The following is a 16,029-nucleotide window of genomic DNA, read 5'->3' as shown; positions in this document are numbered from 1 at the left end:
CGTGTTCCCTTTTTTCAAGCAAGAGGAGGCAAAGTTATGGAACCGAAATATAAACGAATTGTGTTAAAATTGAGTGGAGAAGCGCTCGCTGGAGATCAAGGTTATGGGATTGACCCTAACATTGTAAACTCAATCTCAAATCAAATTAAAGAATTGATCGAGATGGGTGTAGAAGTGGCCGTGGTTGTTGGTGCCGGAAACATTTGGCGTGGAAAGACGGGTAGTGAACTTGGAATGGACCGGGCAAACGCAGACTACATGGGAATGCTCGCCACTGTCTTAAACTCACTTGCCCTTCAAGACAGCCTTGAAACGTACGGTGTCCAAACGCGTGTCCAAACATCAATTGAAATGCGACAAGTTGCTGAGCCATACATTCGTCGCCGGGCAATGCGTCACCTTGAAAAAGGTCGCGTCGTCATCTTTGCAGCGGGTACAGGAAACCCATATTTCTCAACGGATACGACAGCTGCGCTTCGCGCTGCTGAAATCGAAGCCGATGTCATTTTAATGGGTAAAAACAATGTGGACGGCGTCTACTCTGCCGATCCGAAATTGGATGCCACTGCAGTGAAATATGATACGTTGTCTTATCTTGATGTCTTAAAAGACGGGCTTCAAGTCATGGACTCAACGGCAACATCACTCTGTATGGACAATCACATTCCATTGATTGTATTCTCATTGCTTGAAGAAGGTAACATTAAACGTGTCGTACTCGGGGAACATATCGGGACGGTAGTAGGAGGAGTCAATTCATGAGTGTCAAAGAAGTATTGCAAACAGCTGAAGAAAAAATGGAAAAAGCGCACACGTCACTGAAACGTGATTTTGGTACGCTTCGCACTGGCCGTGCCAGCGCATCGATTTTGGATCCTGTTCAAGTTGATTATTACGGTGTTCCGACACCACTCAATCAAGTGGCAAACATCAATACACCAGAAGCGCGCTTGCTCTTGATTCAACCATGGGATAAATCAATGGTTTCTGAAGTAGAAAAAGCGATTCAAAAGGCAGACCTCGGCTTGTCTCCATCTTCTGACGGAACAGTCATCCGTTTGGCGATTCCTGCCTTGACGGAAGAACGTCGTAAAGAATTGGTTAAAATCACGAAGAAATATGCGGAAGAGGCGAAAGTCGCTGTCCGTAACGTTCGCCGTGATGCTAACGAAAACTTGAAAAAACTCGAAAAAGATGGCGAGTTAACAGAAGACGATCTCCGCGGATATGCAGATGACGTTCAAACGTTGACGGATTCGTATATCAAGAAGATTGATGAATCTGCAGCAACGAAAGAAAAAGAAATCATGGAAGTGTAATCACGGAAGTGGTATACCAAAAAGCTGTGTGGGGACCCTTTTTCTGAGAGGGTCCTTCTTTCATACAATCAGGAGGATAACAGAATGTTTAAATGGGTGAATCCTAAAACAAAAATCGAGGCAGAATTAAGTGTTCCTGAGCACGTAGCCATCATCATGGATGGAAATGGACGTTGGGCCAAAAAACGTGGTCTCCCTCGCATCATGGGTCACCGAGAAGGGATGAAGTCAATCCGTGAAGCGGTTCGGACAGCGCAAGAACTCGGGATTCAATCACTGACGCTTTACGCGTTTTCTACGGAAAACTGGACTCGTCCGGAAGAGGAAGTCTCGTTCTTGATGAAGTTGCCGAAACAATTTTTAGAGACCGATTTGAAAGAACTTCATGAACAAAATGTTCAGGTGCTCGTCGCTGGGGACACGACGAAGCTTCCACGCGAGACGCGGGAGGCTGTCGATCAGGCGAGAGAACGGACCGCTACAAATACAGGTTTGAAACTCGTCTTCGCACTCAACTATGGTGGTCGGGATGAACTTGTCCAAGCGATGCGTAGCATTGCCGAGGATGTACGGTCTGGTATGCTAGTACCAGACGCCGTGGATGATCAGTTAATCGGTGAACGACTCATGACTCACGTTCAAGATGTGGATCTCATCATTCGTACAAGCGGTGAACAACGACTGTCAAACTTTTTACTTTGGCAAAGCGCATATGCTGAACTCCACTTCACAGAAGTATTGTGGCCGGAATTTAAGCGTGAGCATTTTGTAGAAGCGATTGAATCTTACAACGCGCGCACGCGACGTTTTGGTGGGGTGTAACATGAAGACACGAATTATTACAGGCCTATGGGCGGGCGCAATCTTTATTACCGTCATCGCACTCGGTGGTAACGCCTTTGTTTCTTTAATGGGGATTCTCGCCCTCATTGGATTGAGCGAATTCACGTTGATGCGAAAACATAAGCTGTTGGCGTTCCCATTTTTAGTGACATCGCTCCTCGTTGCTTTCCCGTTCGTCTTGTTGTTACTGGAAACGCGAATCGTCACGGGCGAGATGCCGTTCACGATTGAACAGTGGCTCGTATTAGGGCTTGTGTTATTACTGTTTTGGACAGTCGTCACAAAAAATCGATTCACGTATGAAGATGCTGGGTTCTATTTTGTATCCGCTGTCTACTTGGTCGTCGGTTTCTCAAGTTTCGCACTCGTACGCCTGTCTGACGACGGGTTGTCGAAAGTGTTGCTCATCTTGTTTATGATTTGGGCGACGGATTCTGGAGCCTATTTCACTGGGAAAGCGTTCGGGAAGGCAAAATTATGGCCCTCAATTAGCCCGAATAAGACGATTGAAGGGGCAATCGGCGGAATTGTATCGGCCATTGTACTCGGTATCATCTTCGTCTGGATCGATCCGATCTTACCGGTATTAGAAGTGATTATTTTAGCCATTGTCGTTGCCGTCGTCGGACAGCTCGGTGATTTGGTACAATCCGCTTATAAACGTCAGTTCGGAGTAAAAGATTCAGGTCATCTCTTACCTGGCCACGGAGGAATCCTTGACCGGTTCGACAGTATGATTGCGGTCTTTACCGTCATTTGGGTGTTTAATCTGCTATAAGAAGGAGTGTCGAGATGAAGCGAATTAGCTTAATTGGGGCGACAGGTTCGATTGGCGTGCAGACATGTGACGTCATCGAACAGCACCCCGACCTGTTTGAATTAGAGGCGTATGCGTTCGGCACGAACGTCGATGTTGCCACGGAATGGATCAATCGACTTAGACCAAAATATGTGTCGGCGACAAGTATCGAGGTACTTGAACAATTGAAGCCGCGCCTTACATATGAACCTCTATATTTCATCGGTCCTGAAGGTCTCAAAGAGTGTGCGACGGCAGAACGCGCGGATATCGTCGTGACAGCAGTCGTGGGAGCGGTCGGTCTCGAGCCGACGCTTGCTGCGATTCAAGCAGGAAAAGATATTGCACTCGCCAACAAAGAAACACTCGTTACGGCAGGGCACCTCGTCAAGGCGGCCGTGAAAGAACATGGAGTTAAACTTTTACCGGTCGATAGCGAGCATTCTGCCATCTACCAATGTTTGAATGGGGAACGAAGAGAAGATGTTTCAAAAATTATTTTAACAGCGTCTGGCGGAAGCTTCCGTGACCGTTCGCGGGAAGAATTAGCCGACGTGACGGTTGAAGATGCATTGAATCATCCGAACTGGTCGATGGGGGCGAAGATCACAATCGACTCTGCGACAATGTTTAATAAAGGGCTCGAGGTGATCGAGGCACACTGGCTGTTCGATATCGATTATAATGATATTGAAGTCATCTTGCATCGTGAATCGATTATTCACTCGATGGTCGAATTTAAAGATGCAGCCGTGATGGCACAACTCGGAAACCCGGATATGCGGGGACCGATTCTCTATGCGCTTTCGGAACCGAAGCGGCTTGAAATTGAGGGGAATAAGCGGTTAAACTTGAAAGAAATCGGTAAGCTACATTTTCAAGAGGCTGATTTCAACCGTTATCCGGCACTTCGGTTAGCGTTTGAAGCAGGAAGAATCGGCGGCTCCATGCCGACAGTCCTGAATGCGGCCAATGAGATGGCAGTGGACCTGTTCCTAAACGGTCAGATCACGTTCTTAGAAATTGAACGACTCGTTGAAGAGGCGATGGCTCAACATGAAGTGATTGCCGAACCGACGCTCGCACAAATTCTAGAAGTAGACCAAGCAGTACGTCAACAGATTCAGCAAGGAATTGAAGGTGGGGAATAAATCATGACGACTTTTATCGCCATCGTCCTGATGTTCGGGGTTCTCATTTCGGTACACGAATGGGGACACCTCGTCATGGCGAAACGGGCAGGCATTCTCTGTCACGAGTTTGCAATCGGATTCGGTCCGAAAATTGTTTCATTCCGTAAAAATGAAACGCTCTATACCATCCGTCTCTTACCAATCGGTGGCTATGTCAAAATGGCTGGGGAAGATTTCGAACCGATTGAAGTACGTGCAGGTCAACACGTGGGACTTCGTTTAACCGAACAAGGCACAGTGGATCGGGTCTACTTTCAGCCGGACACCGCTACGGATGTTCAAGTCGTCGGTACCGTCGATAAATTTGACGCGACGCATGAATTAAAAGTACAGCTCCTCATCGATGAGGAAGTACGTGTCTATTCGTTAGAACGGGATACACTTCTTGTCGACCAAGGGATGGAAATTCAAATCGCACCGTATGATCGCACGTTCGGTGCCCAATCGGTATGGAAACGGGTCTTGGCGATTGCAGCCGGTCCAGCGATGAATTTTGTCTTAGCGTTCATCTTGCTCATTATCGTTGGCCTCGTTCAAGGAACGCCGACGAACGATGGTCAAATCGGTACCGTTCAACCTGATTCAGCCGCTGATGAGGCAGGGTTGATGAGTGGAGATGAAATCGTTTCGATTGAAGGCGAACCAGTCACGGATTGGCTCGACTTGCGCACGGCTCTAGCTGACCGCGCCGATACGCCAACGGATGTCACGTACGTCCGTGATGGTGAGGAGGAGACCGTCACCGTCACACCACAAGCGGTTGAACAAAATGGCGAAACGGTCGGGATTCTAGGTGTCACGAACGCATTAGAGCGTTCACCGGTCAAAGCCGTGACGACAGGTGCTGAGACGACGTGGACGATGTCCACCCTCATCTTCTCAGCCGTCGGTGATTTAGTGACGGGACAAGTTGGTGTAGATCAATTGGCAGGACCTGTTGGAATCGTACGGATGACTGACGAAGTGGCAGCGAGCGGCTTGATCATGTTGTTGAACTGGACAGCGCTCCTTTCCGTCAACCTCGCTATCTTCAACTTGCTCCCACTTCCGGCTTTGGATGGAGGACGTTTGATTTTCCTCTTATTCGAAGCGGTGCGAGGGCGTCCGATTGATCCGAAAAAGGAAGGATTCGTCCACTTTATCGGGTTCGCTTTATTGATGATTTTAATGTTGATTGTCACTTGGAACGACATTCAATCATTCTTTAAATAAGCTGTTTGTAGAGAAGGGAAACGTTGAACTGTATGAAACAATCTAGATTGCTCATGCCTACATTGAGAGAAGTACCGGCTGACGCGGAAGCGGTCAGCCACCAACTTCTCGTCCGTGGAGGATTCATCCGTCAAAATGCGGCAGGAATCTATTCTTATCTTCCACTCGGACATAAAGTGTTACACAACATCCAAACAATCATCCGTGAAGAGATGAATCGTGCGGGTGCACAAGAGTTATTGATGCCTGCCATCCAACCGGCAGAACTTTGGGAAGAGACGGGACGATGGGGCATTTATGGTCCGGAGTTGATGCGCTTGACTGACCGCCATGACCGTCGCTTCGCACTCGGTGCGACACACGAAGAATTGATTACGTCAATCGTCCGAGATGAGCTCAACTCGTATAAAAAACTTCCGATGAACTTGTATCAGATTCAAACGAAGTATCGCGACGAGCGTCGTCCGCGCTTTGGATTGCTTCGCGGACGTGAGTTCTTGATGAAGGATGCATATTCATTCCACGCGACACAAGAAGACTTAGATGAAGAATATACAAACATGTATAACGCGTACTCACGCATCTTCGACCGTACAGGTCTTAAGTATCGTCCGGTCGTCGCAGACTCTGGAGCAATCGGCGGGAAAGATACGCACGAATTCCAAGCGCTCGCTGATATCGGTGAAGACACAATTGTTTATACCGATTCATCGAACTATGCGGCGAACATTGAAATGGCAGAAACACTCGACCGTTATGAGATGCAACAAGCTGACGTACGTCCTCTCGAAAAAGTGGACACGGAAGAAAATCGCACGATTGAAGATGTGGCGAAATTCTTGAACGTCGATCCAAAGACGACCATCAAATCCGTCCTATTCAATGTGGATGGAGAGACGGTGATGGCAATCGTCCGTGGCGACCACGAAGCGAACGAGGTCAAAGTGAAGAACGCACTCGGTGGACTCGATATTCAACTCGAAGATGAGGAAAAAATCGTCGAGTTGTTCAAGTGTGCACCAGGTACGCTCGGACCAATCCATGCGCCAGTTAAAGTCGTTGCCGACTATGCGGTCAAGTATCTCGTGGACGCTGTTTGTGGAGCGAACGAAGCAAACACGCACTACACAGGCGTAAATGCCGAACGTGACTTAGGAGAATTGACTTATCATGATTTACGTTTCGTCGTCGAAGGCGATTTAGCACCTGACGAGTCGGGTCCTGTTCGTTTCGCTCGCGGAATCGAAGTCGGACAAGTCTTCAAACTTGGGACACGTTATTCAGAGGCGATGGGAGCGACATTCTTAAACGAAGAAGGTCGTGCTGAACCACTCATCATGGGTTGCTATGGAATCGGTGTGTCACGGACACTTTCTGCCATCGTCGAACAACATCATGACGATCGTGGAATCATCTGGCCACGAAACGTGGCGCCGTTCGATCTTCATTTGATTGCAATCAACACGAAAGATGAGGCGCAAGTTGAACTTGCAAATCGTCTTTATGAAGAGCTCGGCCAAACGTACGATGTCTTGTTCGATGATCGAAAAGAACGAGCGGGCGTCAAATTTGCCGATGCAGACTTGATTGGTCTTCCGATTCGTGTCAACGTCGGGAAAAAAGCCGGTGAAGGAATCGTTGAAGTAAAAGTACGTGCCACAGGCGAAGTGATTGAAACTTCAATCGACGAATTGAAACAAGTCATCACTTCAAAATTTAGCGAAGTTCATTAATTAATGGATGAAGGTGACAGCGTAAGCGGTCACCTTCATTTGTCGAATTGGCATAAAGGGGGAAAGACGGACCCGTGGAAGCAAATCAAAAGATGCAACTATTATTAAGTGATCTTGGGATCACGACTGAGACAGACCTGTTCGACGAAGCGGAACTCTCACGACTCGTCGTCAATAAAAAACGACGTACGTGGACGTTTTATTTTACATTTCCGACAGTCTTACCGTACGACGTCCATCAATTGTTCATGAGTCGGTTAGAAAATCGGTACGCGACGTTCGCTGACGAAGTGTACGCGCGGTTCTCGACAGCAAAAGGTGGGAGCGAGCAGGACTATATCGATTACTGGCCACGAATCGTCAGTGAGTTGAGTCAAGTGTCCGGAGCGATGCGAAGCTATTTCGGATCGGTCTCACCGCGATTTGAACAGAATAAATTGTTGATCCCGGTACGGTCCGGACCTGAGGCGAGCTATGTGGACAAAGAGCTCTGTCAAGAAGTCCAAGCGCTCTATAGCGCTTATGGGTTCACGAAAAAACCGTGTCAGGCACACTTTTCTGAAGACGCCGAAGCCAGTCAGGCTTTACGTGAACAAGTGGTACAAGAAGATATCGAGCAAGCGAAAATGGCGCTTGCGGCACAATTCGCTAAAGCGACGGAAACGAATGACGAGCCCATCACAGAGATTCGGATGGGTGCGCTCATCAAAGATGAGATTGTCCCAATCAAGACGATCATCGAAGAAGAGCGCCGCGTCGCGATTCGTGGTCTCGTCTTCTCTGCGGAGCGAAAAGAGCTGAAGAGTGGGAAAAAGCTATTCACTTTCAAAATGACGGATTATACGGATTCGCTCATCGTGAAAGTGTTTGCGCGCGATGACGATGACGACCGGATGCTCAGTGCCGTCAAGAAGGGCATGTGGATTCAAACGGCAGGACGAGTCGAGGATGATTCGTTCATGCGTGAACTATGCATGATGGCGTCGCAACTCCAAGAAGTGAAAGTCGAGCCACCCCGAGATGAGTGGGAAGGTGAGAAGCGGGTCGAACTCCACGCACATACACAGATGAGTCAAATGGACGCAGTCACGAACGTGTCCGCTCTCGTCGCGCGTGCTGCTAAGTGGGGACATCGTGCGATTGCGATTACCGATCATGCTGGTGTCCAAGCGTTCCCGGAAGCGTATTATGCCGGGAAGAAAAACGACATCAAAGTGTTGTACGGAGTCGAGGCGAACGTCGTCAATGATGGCGTTCCGGTCGCATATCATCCAAGTGATGTGTCATTAGATGATGCGACATATGTCGTCTTTGACGTCGAGACGACGGGACTTTCTGCCGTCTACAATAAAATCATCGAGCTCGCTGGTGTCAAAATCAAGGATGGGGAGATCATCGACCGCTTTGAGGCGTTCGCTGACCCGAAACATGCGTTGTCGGCGACGACGATCGAGTTGACGGGAATCACGGATGACATGGTTCAAGGACAACCTGACCCAGAAGTCATCACGAAACAGTTCGTCGAATGGTGTGGTGACAGTATCCTCGTCGCCCATAACGCATCGTTCGACATGGGCTTCCTCGAGGCGACACTTCGGAGCGGAGGTCATGAACCGGATGATTACCCGGTCATCGATACACTCGAGCTGGCTCGTACATTGATGCCGACCTTGAAGAATCACCGACTAAACACGCTTGCGAAGCGATTCGATATCGAATTGACTCAGCATCACCGTGCGATTTATGACGCGGAAGCGACAGCGTATTTGTTGATGAAACTTCTCGACCTCGCCAAACAGATGTTTGAGATGACGACGCATCGCTCGTTGAACGCCAAAGTCGGGAGTGACGTGTCGAAGATTCGTCCGTTTCATGCGACGATTTATGCGAAAAATAAAAAGCCAGGACTTCGTCATTTATATGAACTCATTTCACTCTCTCATATCGATTATTTATATCGGATGGCACGGATGCCACGTTCAGAGCTCGTGAAACGTCGTGAAGGGCTATTGATTGGTTCGGCTTGTGACAATGGTGAGATTTTTGACGCTGCTTTGAACAAGTCGGATGATGAGCTCGAGAAGATGATGTCGTTTTATGACTTTATCGAGATTCACCCGCCGGCGCTCTATCACCATTTGATCGATAAAGAAATTGTCGCGAATGAGATGGAGCTCCGTGAAATCATCAAACGAATCATCCGTGTCGCGGAGAAAGCCGAGTTGCCGGTATGTGCGACCGGAAATGTGCACTATTTAGATCGGTCCGACCGTTCGTATCGTGAGATCTTGATTCGTACCCAAGGTGGGGCGAACTTCATCAATACACGTAAAGAGTTGCCACATGCCCACTTCCGGACGACGAAGGAAATGATGGAAGAATTCAAGTTTCTAGGTGACGACTTGGCACGTGATATTGTCATCACGAACCCGAATGCGATCGCCGATCAAATCGAATCGATCCAAATCATTCCGGATGACTTATATACGCCGAAAATTGAAGGCGCGGATGACGAGGTTCGGAATATGAGCTACGACATGGCCCGTTCGATTTATGGGGACGAGCTTCCTGAGATTGTGGAGGCGCGACTAGAAAAAGAATTGAAGTCAATCATCGGTCATGGATTCGCGGTCATTTACTTGATCTCACATAAACTTGTTAAGAAATCTCTAGACGACGGGTACTTGGTCGGGTCGCGTGGGTCGGTCGGATCTAGTCTCGTCGCAACGATGACAGAGATCACCGAGGTCAACCCGCTACCGCCGCACTACGTATGTCCAAACTGTCAACATTCGCACTTTTTCAACGACGGATCTGTCGGTTCTGGATATGACTTACCGGACAAAGAGTGTCCGGAATGTGGCACGTGGTATACAAAAGATGGACATGATATTCCGTTCGAAACGTTCCTCGGATTCAAAGGGGACAAAGTGCCAGATATCGATTTGAACTTCTCGGGTGAATATCAACCGCATGCCCACGCCTATACAAAGGTGTTGTTCGGAGAAGAATATGTATATCGTGCCGGCACGATCGGAACGATTGCGGATAAGACGGCATATGGGTACGTGAAAGGATATGCGACCGAGAACGACAAGATTTATCGAAACGCTGAGGTCGATCGTCTCGTCTCCGGGGTCACCGGCGTGAAACGGACGACGGGGCAGCACCCGGGTGGAATCATCGTTGTCCCTGACTATATGGACATCGCGGACATCTCACCGATTCAATATCCGGCGGATGACAACTCGTCTGAATGGAAGACGACACACTTCGACTTCCATTCCATCCATGACAACTTATTGAAGCTCGATATTCTCGGGCACGATGACCCGACCGTCATTCGGATGCTCCAAGACTTATCAGGGATTGATCCGAAAACGATTCCGACAGACGATCCGACCGTCATGAAAATTTTCTCCTCGCCAGAAGTACTCGGAGTGACACCGGAACAGATCGAGTCGAAAACCGGCACACTCGGGATTCCTGAGTTTGGGACGAAGTTCGTCCGTCAGATGCTTGAAGAGACGAAACCGTCCACGTTCTCGGAGCTCGTTCAGATTTCAGGTCTGTCTCACGGGACGGATGTGTGGCTTGGGAACGCGAACGAACTGATTTATAACGGGACGTGTGAACTGAAAGACGTTATCGGTTGTCGTGATGACATCATGGTCTACTTGATTTACGCAGGGCTTGAACCATCGTTCGCCTTCAAAATCATGGAGTCCGTCCGTAAAGGAAAAGGTCTCACAGACGAGATGGAGTCAGAGATGCGAGAGAACGACGTGCCGGAATGGTATATCTCTTCTTGTAAGAAGATCAAATACATGTTCCCGAAAGCGCACGCGACGGCATACGTCTTGATGGCCGTTCGTATCGCGTATTTCAAAGTGCATCATCCTATCCTGTACTATGCGACCTACTTCACCGTGCGCGCCGGAGACTTTGACTTATCTGCAATGATCAAAGGTCCTCAGGCCGTCCGTAAAGCGATGTCGGATATTCGGGAAAAAGGTTTCGACGCGACAGCGAAAGATAAAGGATTGCATACGGTCCTCGAACTTGCCCTTGAGATGCTTGAGCGGGGCATGAAGTTCCAAAACATCGACTTGTATCGTTCAAGCGCGACAGAGTTCTTGATTGAGGACAATACGTTGATTCCTCCGTTCAATGCGGTCGATGGGCTCGGAACGAATGCGGCAAAAGCGATTGTCGAAGCGAGGGAGGAAGGACAGTTCCTTTCGAAAGAAGATTTACGCAAACGAGCGAAGTTATCGAAAACGGTCATCGAGACACTTGATACGATGAAATGTCTTGAAGGCTTGCCTGATGAGAACCAACTCTCATTCTTTGATTTTGGGGTGTAAGTTGCGATTTGTCGGGAAAATATGATATATTGGTATCGAACAAAGTTGGATACTACGACGGAAAGGAGTAGGGAACCCTACTCCTTTCTTGTATGTAAAAGCCAGAAGGAGGGATGAGAGTGTCCAAAATAACAGAAGTCGTTGAATCGATTGCGTTGCCAATCGTCGAACGAGAAAACATGGAATTGGTCGATGTGGAATTCGTAAAAGAAGGTCCAGACTGGTTCTTGCGCGTTTATATCGATAAACCAGGGGGCGTCGATTTAGACGATTGCGTCAATATCAATGAACAACTCTCGGAAAAACTGAACGAAACCGATCCGATTGAACAGGCTTATTATCTTGATGTCTCGAGTCCTGGTGCGGAGCGTCCGCTGAAAAAGCCGAGTGATTTCGAACGTGCTGTAGGCAAAAACGTCTACATGAAAACGTTCGCTCCGATCGATGGTGCCAAAGAGTTTGAAGGAATTTTGACGGCATATGATGGGGAAACGGTCGTGATCGAGACACGCATCAAGACGAGAAAAAAAGCGGTATCGCTACCGGTAGACAAAATTGCACAAGCCCGCTTAGCGGTCACGTTTAGTTAAGGAGAGGGAAGAAGATGGGTCCACAATTACTCACTACAATCGATCAGATTGCCAAAGAAAAAGGAATTGACAAAAATATTATTATCGACGCTCTCGAACAAGCGCTCATTTCTGCATATCGCCGAAACGTCGCGAACCCGAACGAGCATGTGAAAGTCGAATTCGACCAGGTGACAGGAGACATTCGTGTCTATGCACTTTTAGAAGTCGTCGAACGTCTCACACAACCAGACCAACAGCTCTCGCTTGAGGAAGCACATGAAATCGACCCGAACTATGAGCTCGGTGATTTCCATAAAGAAGAAGTCACACCAAGTGATTTCGGACGTGTCGCAGCGATGACGGCGAAACAAGTCGTGACGCAGAAGATGCGTGAAGCGGAGCGTGAACGCATCTACAACCACTTCGCAGATAAAGAAGACGAGATCATGACAGGGATTGTGGAGCGTTTTGACCCGCGCAACTTGTATATCGGTCTTGAGAACAACATCGAAGCAGTCCTTACTCCGAACGAACAAATGCCGAATGAGTCGTATCAGATTCATGACCGAATCAAGGTATACGTGACGAAAGTTGATTCGACGACAAAAGGTTCAGGTGCTGCGATTCAAGTGTCGCGTACGCATCCAGGACTTTTGCGCCGTTTGTTCGAACTCGAAGTGCCTGAGATTTCAAACGGAACAGTCGATGTCATGTCTGTATCGCGTGAAGCGGGTGACCGTTCGAAAATTGCTGTGCACTCGGATATCGTTGATCCGGTCGGCGCATGTGTCGGACCGAAAGGACAACGTGTCCAAACAATCGTCGATGAGTTGAACGGTGAGAAGATTGATATCGTTCGTTGGTCTGAAGACCCGAAAGAGTTCGTTCGAAACGCGCTCAGCCCGGCGCAAGTCGTTGCCGTCTATGTCAATGAGCCTGCGAAGTCGACGACAGTCGTCGTACCGGACTACCAATTGTCACTCGCGATTGGAAAACGTGGTCAAAACGCTCGTCTTGCAGCGAAATTGACTGGTTGGAAAATCGACATTAAGAGCGAGACAGATGCGGAAGCACTCGATTTGTTCGATACGTTCGCTGAAAAAGTTGAATCAGAACCAGAAATTGTTCAAAATGAAGTTGAACAAGACTTATCAGATGCTTCAGTTGAAACAGCTGTGGTGAAAGAAGAGGAATGACCATGAAGCAAAAGAAACTTCCTTTGCGTAAGTGTGTGGTCACACAAGAAATGCTCCCGAAGAAAGAATTGATTCGTGTCGTTCGAACGCCTGAAGGTGACGTGGTCATCGATCAGACGGGTAAAGTGAACGGTCGCGGTGCCTACTTATCAAAAGATATCGATGTTGTTCGTCAAGCAGAGAAAAAACGGACACTCGATCATCATTTGAAAGTGAAAACGAGCGATGACTTGTATGAGCAGTTGAAAGCTGTCGCAGGTGACGAATCATGAGTCAGTGGGAATCATTGTTAGGCCTTGCCGCTCGAGCAAGGAAAGTAACGATGGGAGAAGAGTTTGTATTAAAGGATGTGCGAGCGGGTCGTGCCAAGCTCGTCATTCTAGCCGGAGATGCAGGTGCCTCGACGAAAAAACGAGTCACCGACAAATGTGCATCTTATCAAGTGCCGCTGATTGAAGTGAGCGATCGCTATACAATCGGTGCTGCACTCGGTAAAGATATGCGTGTCGTCGTATCGGTGACAGAATCCGGATTTGCGAACAAGCTTAAGCAACTTCTCTCTTAACTATTAACGGAGGTGGATGCTTTGGGAAAACGCGTCTATGAATTTGCAAAAGAACAGAATGTAACGAGTAAGCAAGTCATTACTCAACTAGAAAAATTGAACAAACCGGTGAAAAACCACATGGCCGTCCTCGATGATGAGACAGTCAAACAGTTGGACCGTGTGTTCAATCCAGAAAAATATCGTGCTGAGAAGCAAGCTGAAGCGAAAGCGACTTCAACTTCGAACGAGCCGAAACAAGAGAAAAAAGAACAGTCACGTCCGCAAGCGACGCAACAAAACCGTGGCGGTCAAAACAACCGCGGTGGTCAAAATCGTAACGACAACCGCAACAACGATCCACGCAATAAAAAACGTGGAAAAGGGAAAGGTAAAGGCAAGCCGGTAAAAGCGGCTGTGCCACAAGAAGCCGATCCAAATTCGAAGACAAGTCAGCGTAAAGCGGCTCGTCTCGCTCAAGAAGCAGAGATGGGGAACGTCATCAAGTATGAGGATGTGCTCAGTGTCTCTGACCTCGCAGAGAAAATGAACAAAAAGCCAAACGAAATCATCATGAAGTTGATGGGTCTTGGTGTGATGGCGACAATCAACCAGACACTCGATGACGAAACAATCGAATTGCTCGCTTCAGAGTTTGGTTTTGAAGTAGAAAAAGAAGTCGTCGTCGATGAGACAGACTTCGAAACAGTTGAGATTGACTTCTCACAATATGACCTTGAAGAGCGCCCAGCGGTCGTTACAATCATGGGTCACGTCGACCACGGTAAAACGACACTCCTTGACTCAATTCGTAACACGAAAGTCGTTGCAGGAGAAGCGGGTGGGATCACGCAACATATCGGTGCGTACCAAGTGTCTGTAAACGACAAGAAAATCACATTCCTCGATACGCCAGGTCACGCGGCGTTCACAACGATGCGTGCACGTGGTGCGGAAGTGACAGATATCGCCATCATCGTCGTTGCGGCTGACGATGGCGTCATGCCACAAACAGAGGAAGCGATCTCGCACGCGAAAGCAGCGAACGTTCCAATCATCGTTGCAGTCAACAAAATGGACAAAGAAGGGGCAAACCCTGACCGTGTCAAACAAGAGTTGACTGAGTTCGGTCTCATTCCGGAAGAGTGGGGCGGCGAAACGATTTTCGTTCCGATTTCTGCGATTAAAGGTGAAGGAATCGATGAGTTGCTCGAGATGATTCTTCTCGTATCTGAAGTCGAAGAATACAAGTCGACGCCAGACATGCCAGCTCGTGGATCAGTCATCGAAGCAAAACTCGACAAAGGTCGTGGACCTGTTGCAACGCTTCTCGTTCAACACGGTACGCTTCGTATCGGTGACCCAATCGTTGTCGGTAGCACGTTCGGTCGCGTCCGTGCAATGGTCAACGACATCGGTCGTCGTGTGAAACAAGTCGGTCCATCTACACCGATTGAAATCACAGGTTTGAACGATGTCCCACAAGCCGGTGATCAGTTCATCGTGTTTGAAGATGAGAAGAAAGCACGTGCAATCGGGGAAAAACGTTACCAACGTTACCTCGAGTCACAACGCCGTGAATCAGCGAAAGTCAGCCTTGACGATTTGTTCAGCCGTATTCAAGAAGGTGAAGTGAAAGACTTGAACGTCATCATTAAAGCAGACGTACAAGGTTCGGCTGAAGCATTGGCTGGTTCACTTCGCAAGATTGATGTCGAAGGCGTCAAAGTTAACATCGTTCACCAAGGTGTCGGTGCCATCACAGAAGGTGACGTCATTCTCGCATCAGCTGCGAACGCCGTCATCATCGGTTTCAACGTACGTCCTGACGGTAACGCCCGTTCGATGGCTGAACAGGAAAATGTTGAAATGCGTCTCCACCGCATCATCTACAACGCGATCGAAGAAATCGAGAGCGCGATGAAAGGGATGCTTGACCCTGAGTTTGTCGAAGAAATCACTGGTCAAGTCGAAGTCCGTGACGTCTTCAAAGTATCGAAAGTCGGTACGATTGCAGGTTGTTATGTGACTGAAGGTAAAATCACACGTGATGCGGGTGTCCGTGTCATTCGTAACGGAATCGTCGTATATGAAGGCAAGCTCGATACGCTTCGCCGCTTCAAAGATGACGTAAAAGAAGTTGCGACTGGTTATGAGTGTGGGATTAAAGTAGAAAAATTTGATGACATTAAAGTAGAAGATGTTATTGAAGCGTTCGTCATGAAAGAAGTCGAACGGAAATAATGTGAGG

At 48.3% G+C, this 16,029-nt stretch carries 13 protein-coding genes; all 13 read left to right on the top strand.

Going from position 1 to position 16,029, the window contains the following annotated elements:
- Positions 1–36: 36 nt before the first annotated feature.
- The 13 genes from pyrH to infB all read left to right on the top strand — a co-directional run bounded on the left by pyrH (position 37) and on the right by infB (position 16,022).
- The gene (gene pyrH / locus KNP62_RS04785) at positions 37–762 is read left to right on the top strand and encodes a UMP kinase (RefSeq protein ID WP_214740153.1); all 726 of its coding nucleotides are present in this window, start codon (positions 37–39) and stop codon (positions 760–762) included.
- Positions 759–1,319, top strand: a complete 561-nt coding sequence (frr, locus tag KNP62_RS04780; RefSeq protein ID WP_074034674.1) for a ribosome recycling factor — start codon at positions 759–761, stop codon at positions 1,317–1,319. Before pyrH ends, frr begins: the two co-directional genes overlap by 4 nt.
- An 84-nt stretch (positions 1,320–1,403) precedes the next feature.
- Positions 1,404–2,141, top strand: a complete 738-nt coding sequence (locus KNP62_RS04775; protein ID WP_074034673.1) for an undecaprenyl pyrophosphate synthase — start codon at positions 1,404–1,406, stop codon at positions 2,139–2,141.
- 1 nt (position 2,142) lies between these two features.
- Positions 2,143–2,940 (top strand): phosphatidate cytidylyltransferase, encoded by a 798-nt coding sequence (locus KNP62_RS04770; RefSeq protein ID WP_214783728.1) that lies wholly within the window; start codon positions 2,143–2,145, stop codon positions 2,938–2,940.
- Between the two features lie 14 nt (positions 2,941–2,954).
- On the top strand, positions 2,955–4,112 hold the full coding sequence (gene dxr / locus KNP62_RS04765; protein ID WP_214745431.1) for a 1-deoxy-D-xylulose-5-phosphate reductoisomerase: 1,158 nt from the start codon (positions 2,955–2,957) through the stop codon (positions 4,110–4,112).
- 3 nt (positions 4,113–4,115) lie between these two features.
- Positions 4,116–5,366: an RIP metalloprotease RseP gene (gene rseP / locus KNP62_RS04760; RefSeq protein WP_214783725.1), complete on the top strand. Its 1,251-nt coding sequence runs from the start codon at positions 4,116–4,118 to the stop codon at positions 5,364–5,366.
- 32 nt (positions 5,367–5,398) lie between these two features.
- Positions 5,399–7,099: a proline--tRNA ligase gene (locus KNP62_RS04755; RefSeq protein WP_214783722.1), complete on the top strand. Its 1,701-nt coding sequence runs from the start codon at positions 5,399–5,401 to the stop codon at positions 7,097–7,099.
- A gap of 74 nt (positions 7,100–7,173) precedes the next feature.
- Complete coding sequence (locus tag KNP62_RS04750; protein ID WP_214783719.1) at positions 7,174–11,466, top strand: PolC-type DNA polymerase III; 4,293 nt, start codon at positions 7,174–7,176, stop codon at positions 11,464–11,466.
- A gap of 119 nt (positions 11,467–11,585) precedes the next feature.
- Positions 11,586–12,056 (top strand): ribosome maturation factor RimP, encoded by a 471-nt coding sequence (rimP, locus tag KNP62_RS04745; protein WP_015881425.1) that lies wholly within the window; start codon positions 11,586–11,588, stop codon positions 12,054–12,056.
- A 14-nt stretch (positions 12,057–12,070) separates the two neighbouring features.
- Positions 12,071–13,234 (top strand): transcription termination factor NusA, encoded by a 1,164-nt coding sequence (nusA, locus tag KNP62_RS04740; protein WP_214691843.1) that lies wholly within the window; start codon positions 12,071–12,073, stop codon positions 13,232–13,234.
- A complete protein-coding gene (rnpM, locus tag KNP62_RS04735; RefSeq protein WP_198930016.1) occupies positions 13,231–13,506 on the top strand; it encodes an RNase P modulator RnpM in 276 nt (91 codons plus the stop codon). Before nusA ends, rnpM begins: the two co-directional genes overlap by 4 nt.
- The gene (locus tag KNP62_RS04730; RefSeq protein ID WP_015881428.1) at positions 13,503–13,799 is read left to right on the top strand and encodes a YlxQ family RNA-binding protein; all 297 of its coding nucleotides are present in this window, start codon (positions 13,503–13,505) and stop codon (positions 13,797–13,799) included. The genes rnpM and KNP62_RS04730 overlap by 4 nt, the downstream gene beginning before the upstream one ends.
- Before the next feature lie 21 nt (positions 13,800–13,820).
- Positions 13,821–16,022: a translation initiation factor IF-2 gene (infB, locus tag KNP62_RS04725; RefSeq protein ID WP_214691844.1), complete on the top strand. Its 2,202-nt coding sequence runs from the start codon at positions 13,821–13,823 to the stop codon at positions 16,020–16,022.
- Positions 16,023–16,029 lie beyond the last annotated feature (7 nt).

It is taken from the genome of Exiguobacterium sp. s183, assembly GCF_018617655.1.
GTDB lineage: Bacteria > Bacillota > Bacilli > Exiguobacteriales > Exiguobacteriaceae > Exiguobacterium > Exiguobacterium aestuarii_A.
Note: the sequence above shows the minus strand (reverse complement) of the source record. Positions and strands in the feature narration are given on the sequence as shown.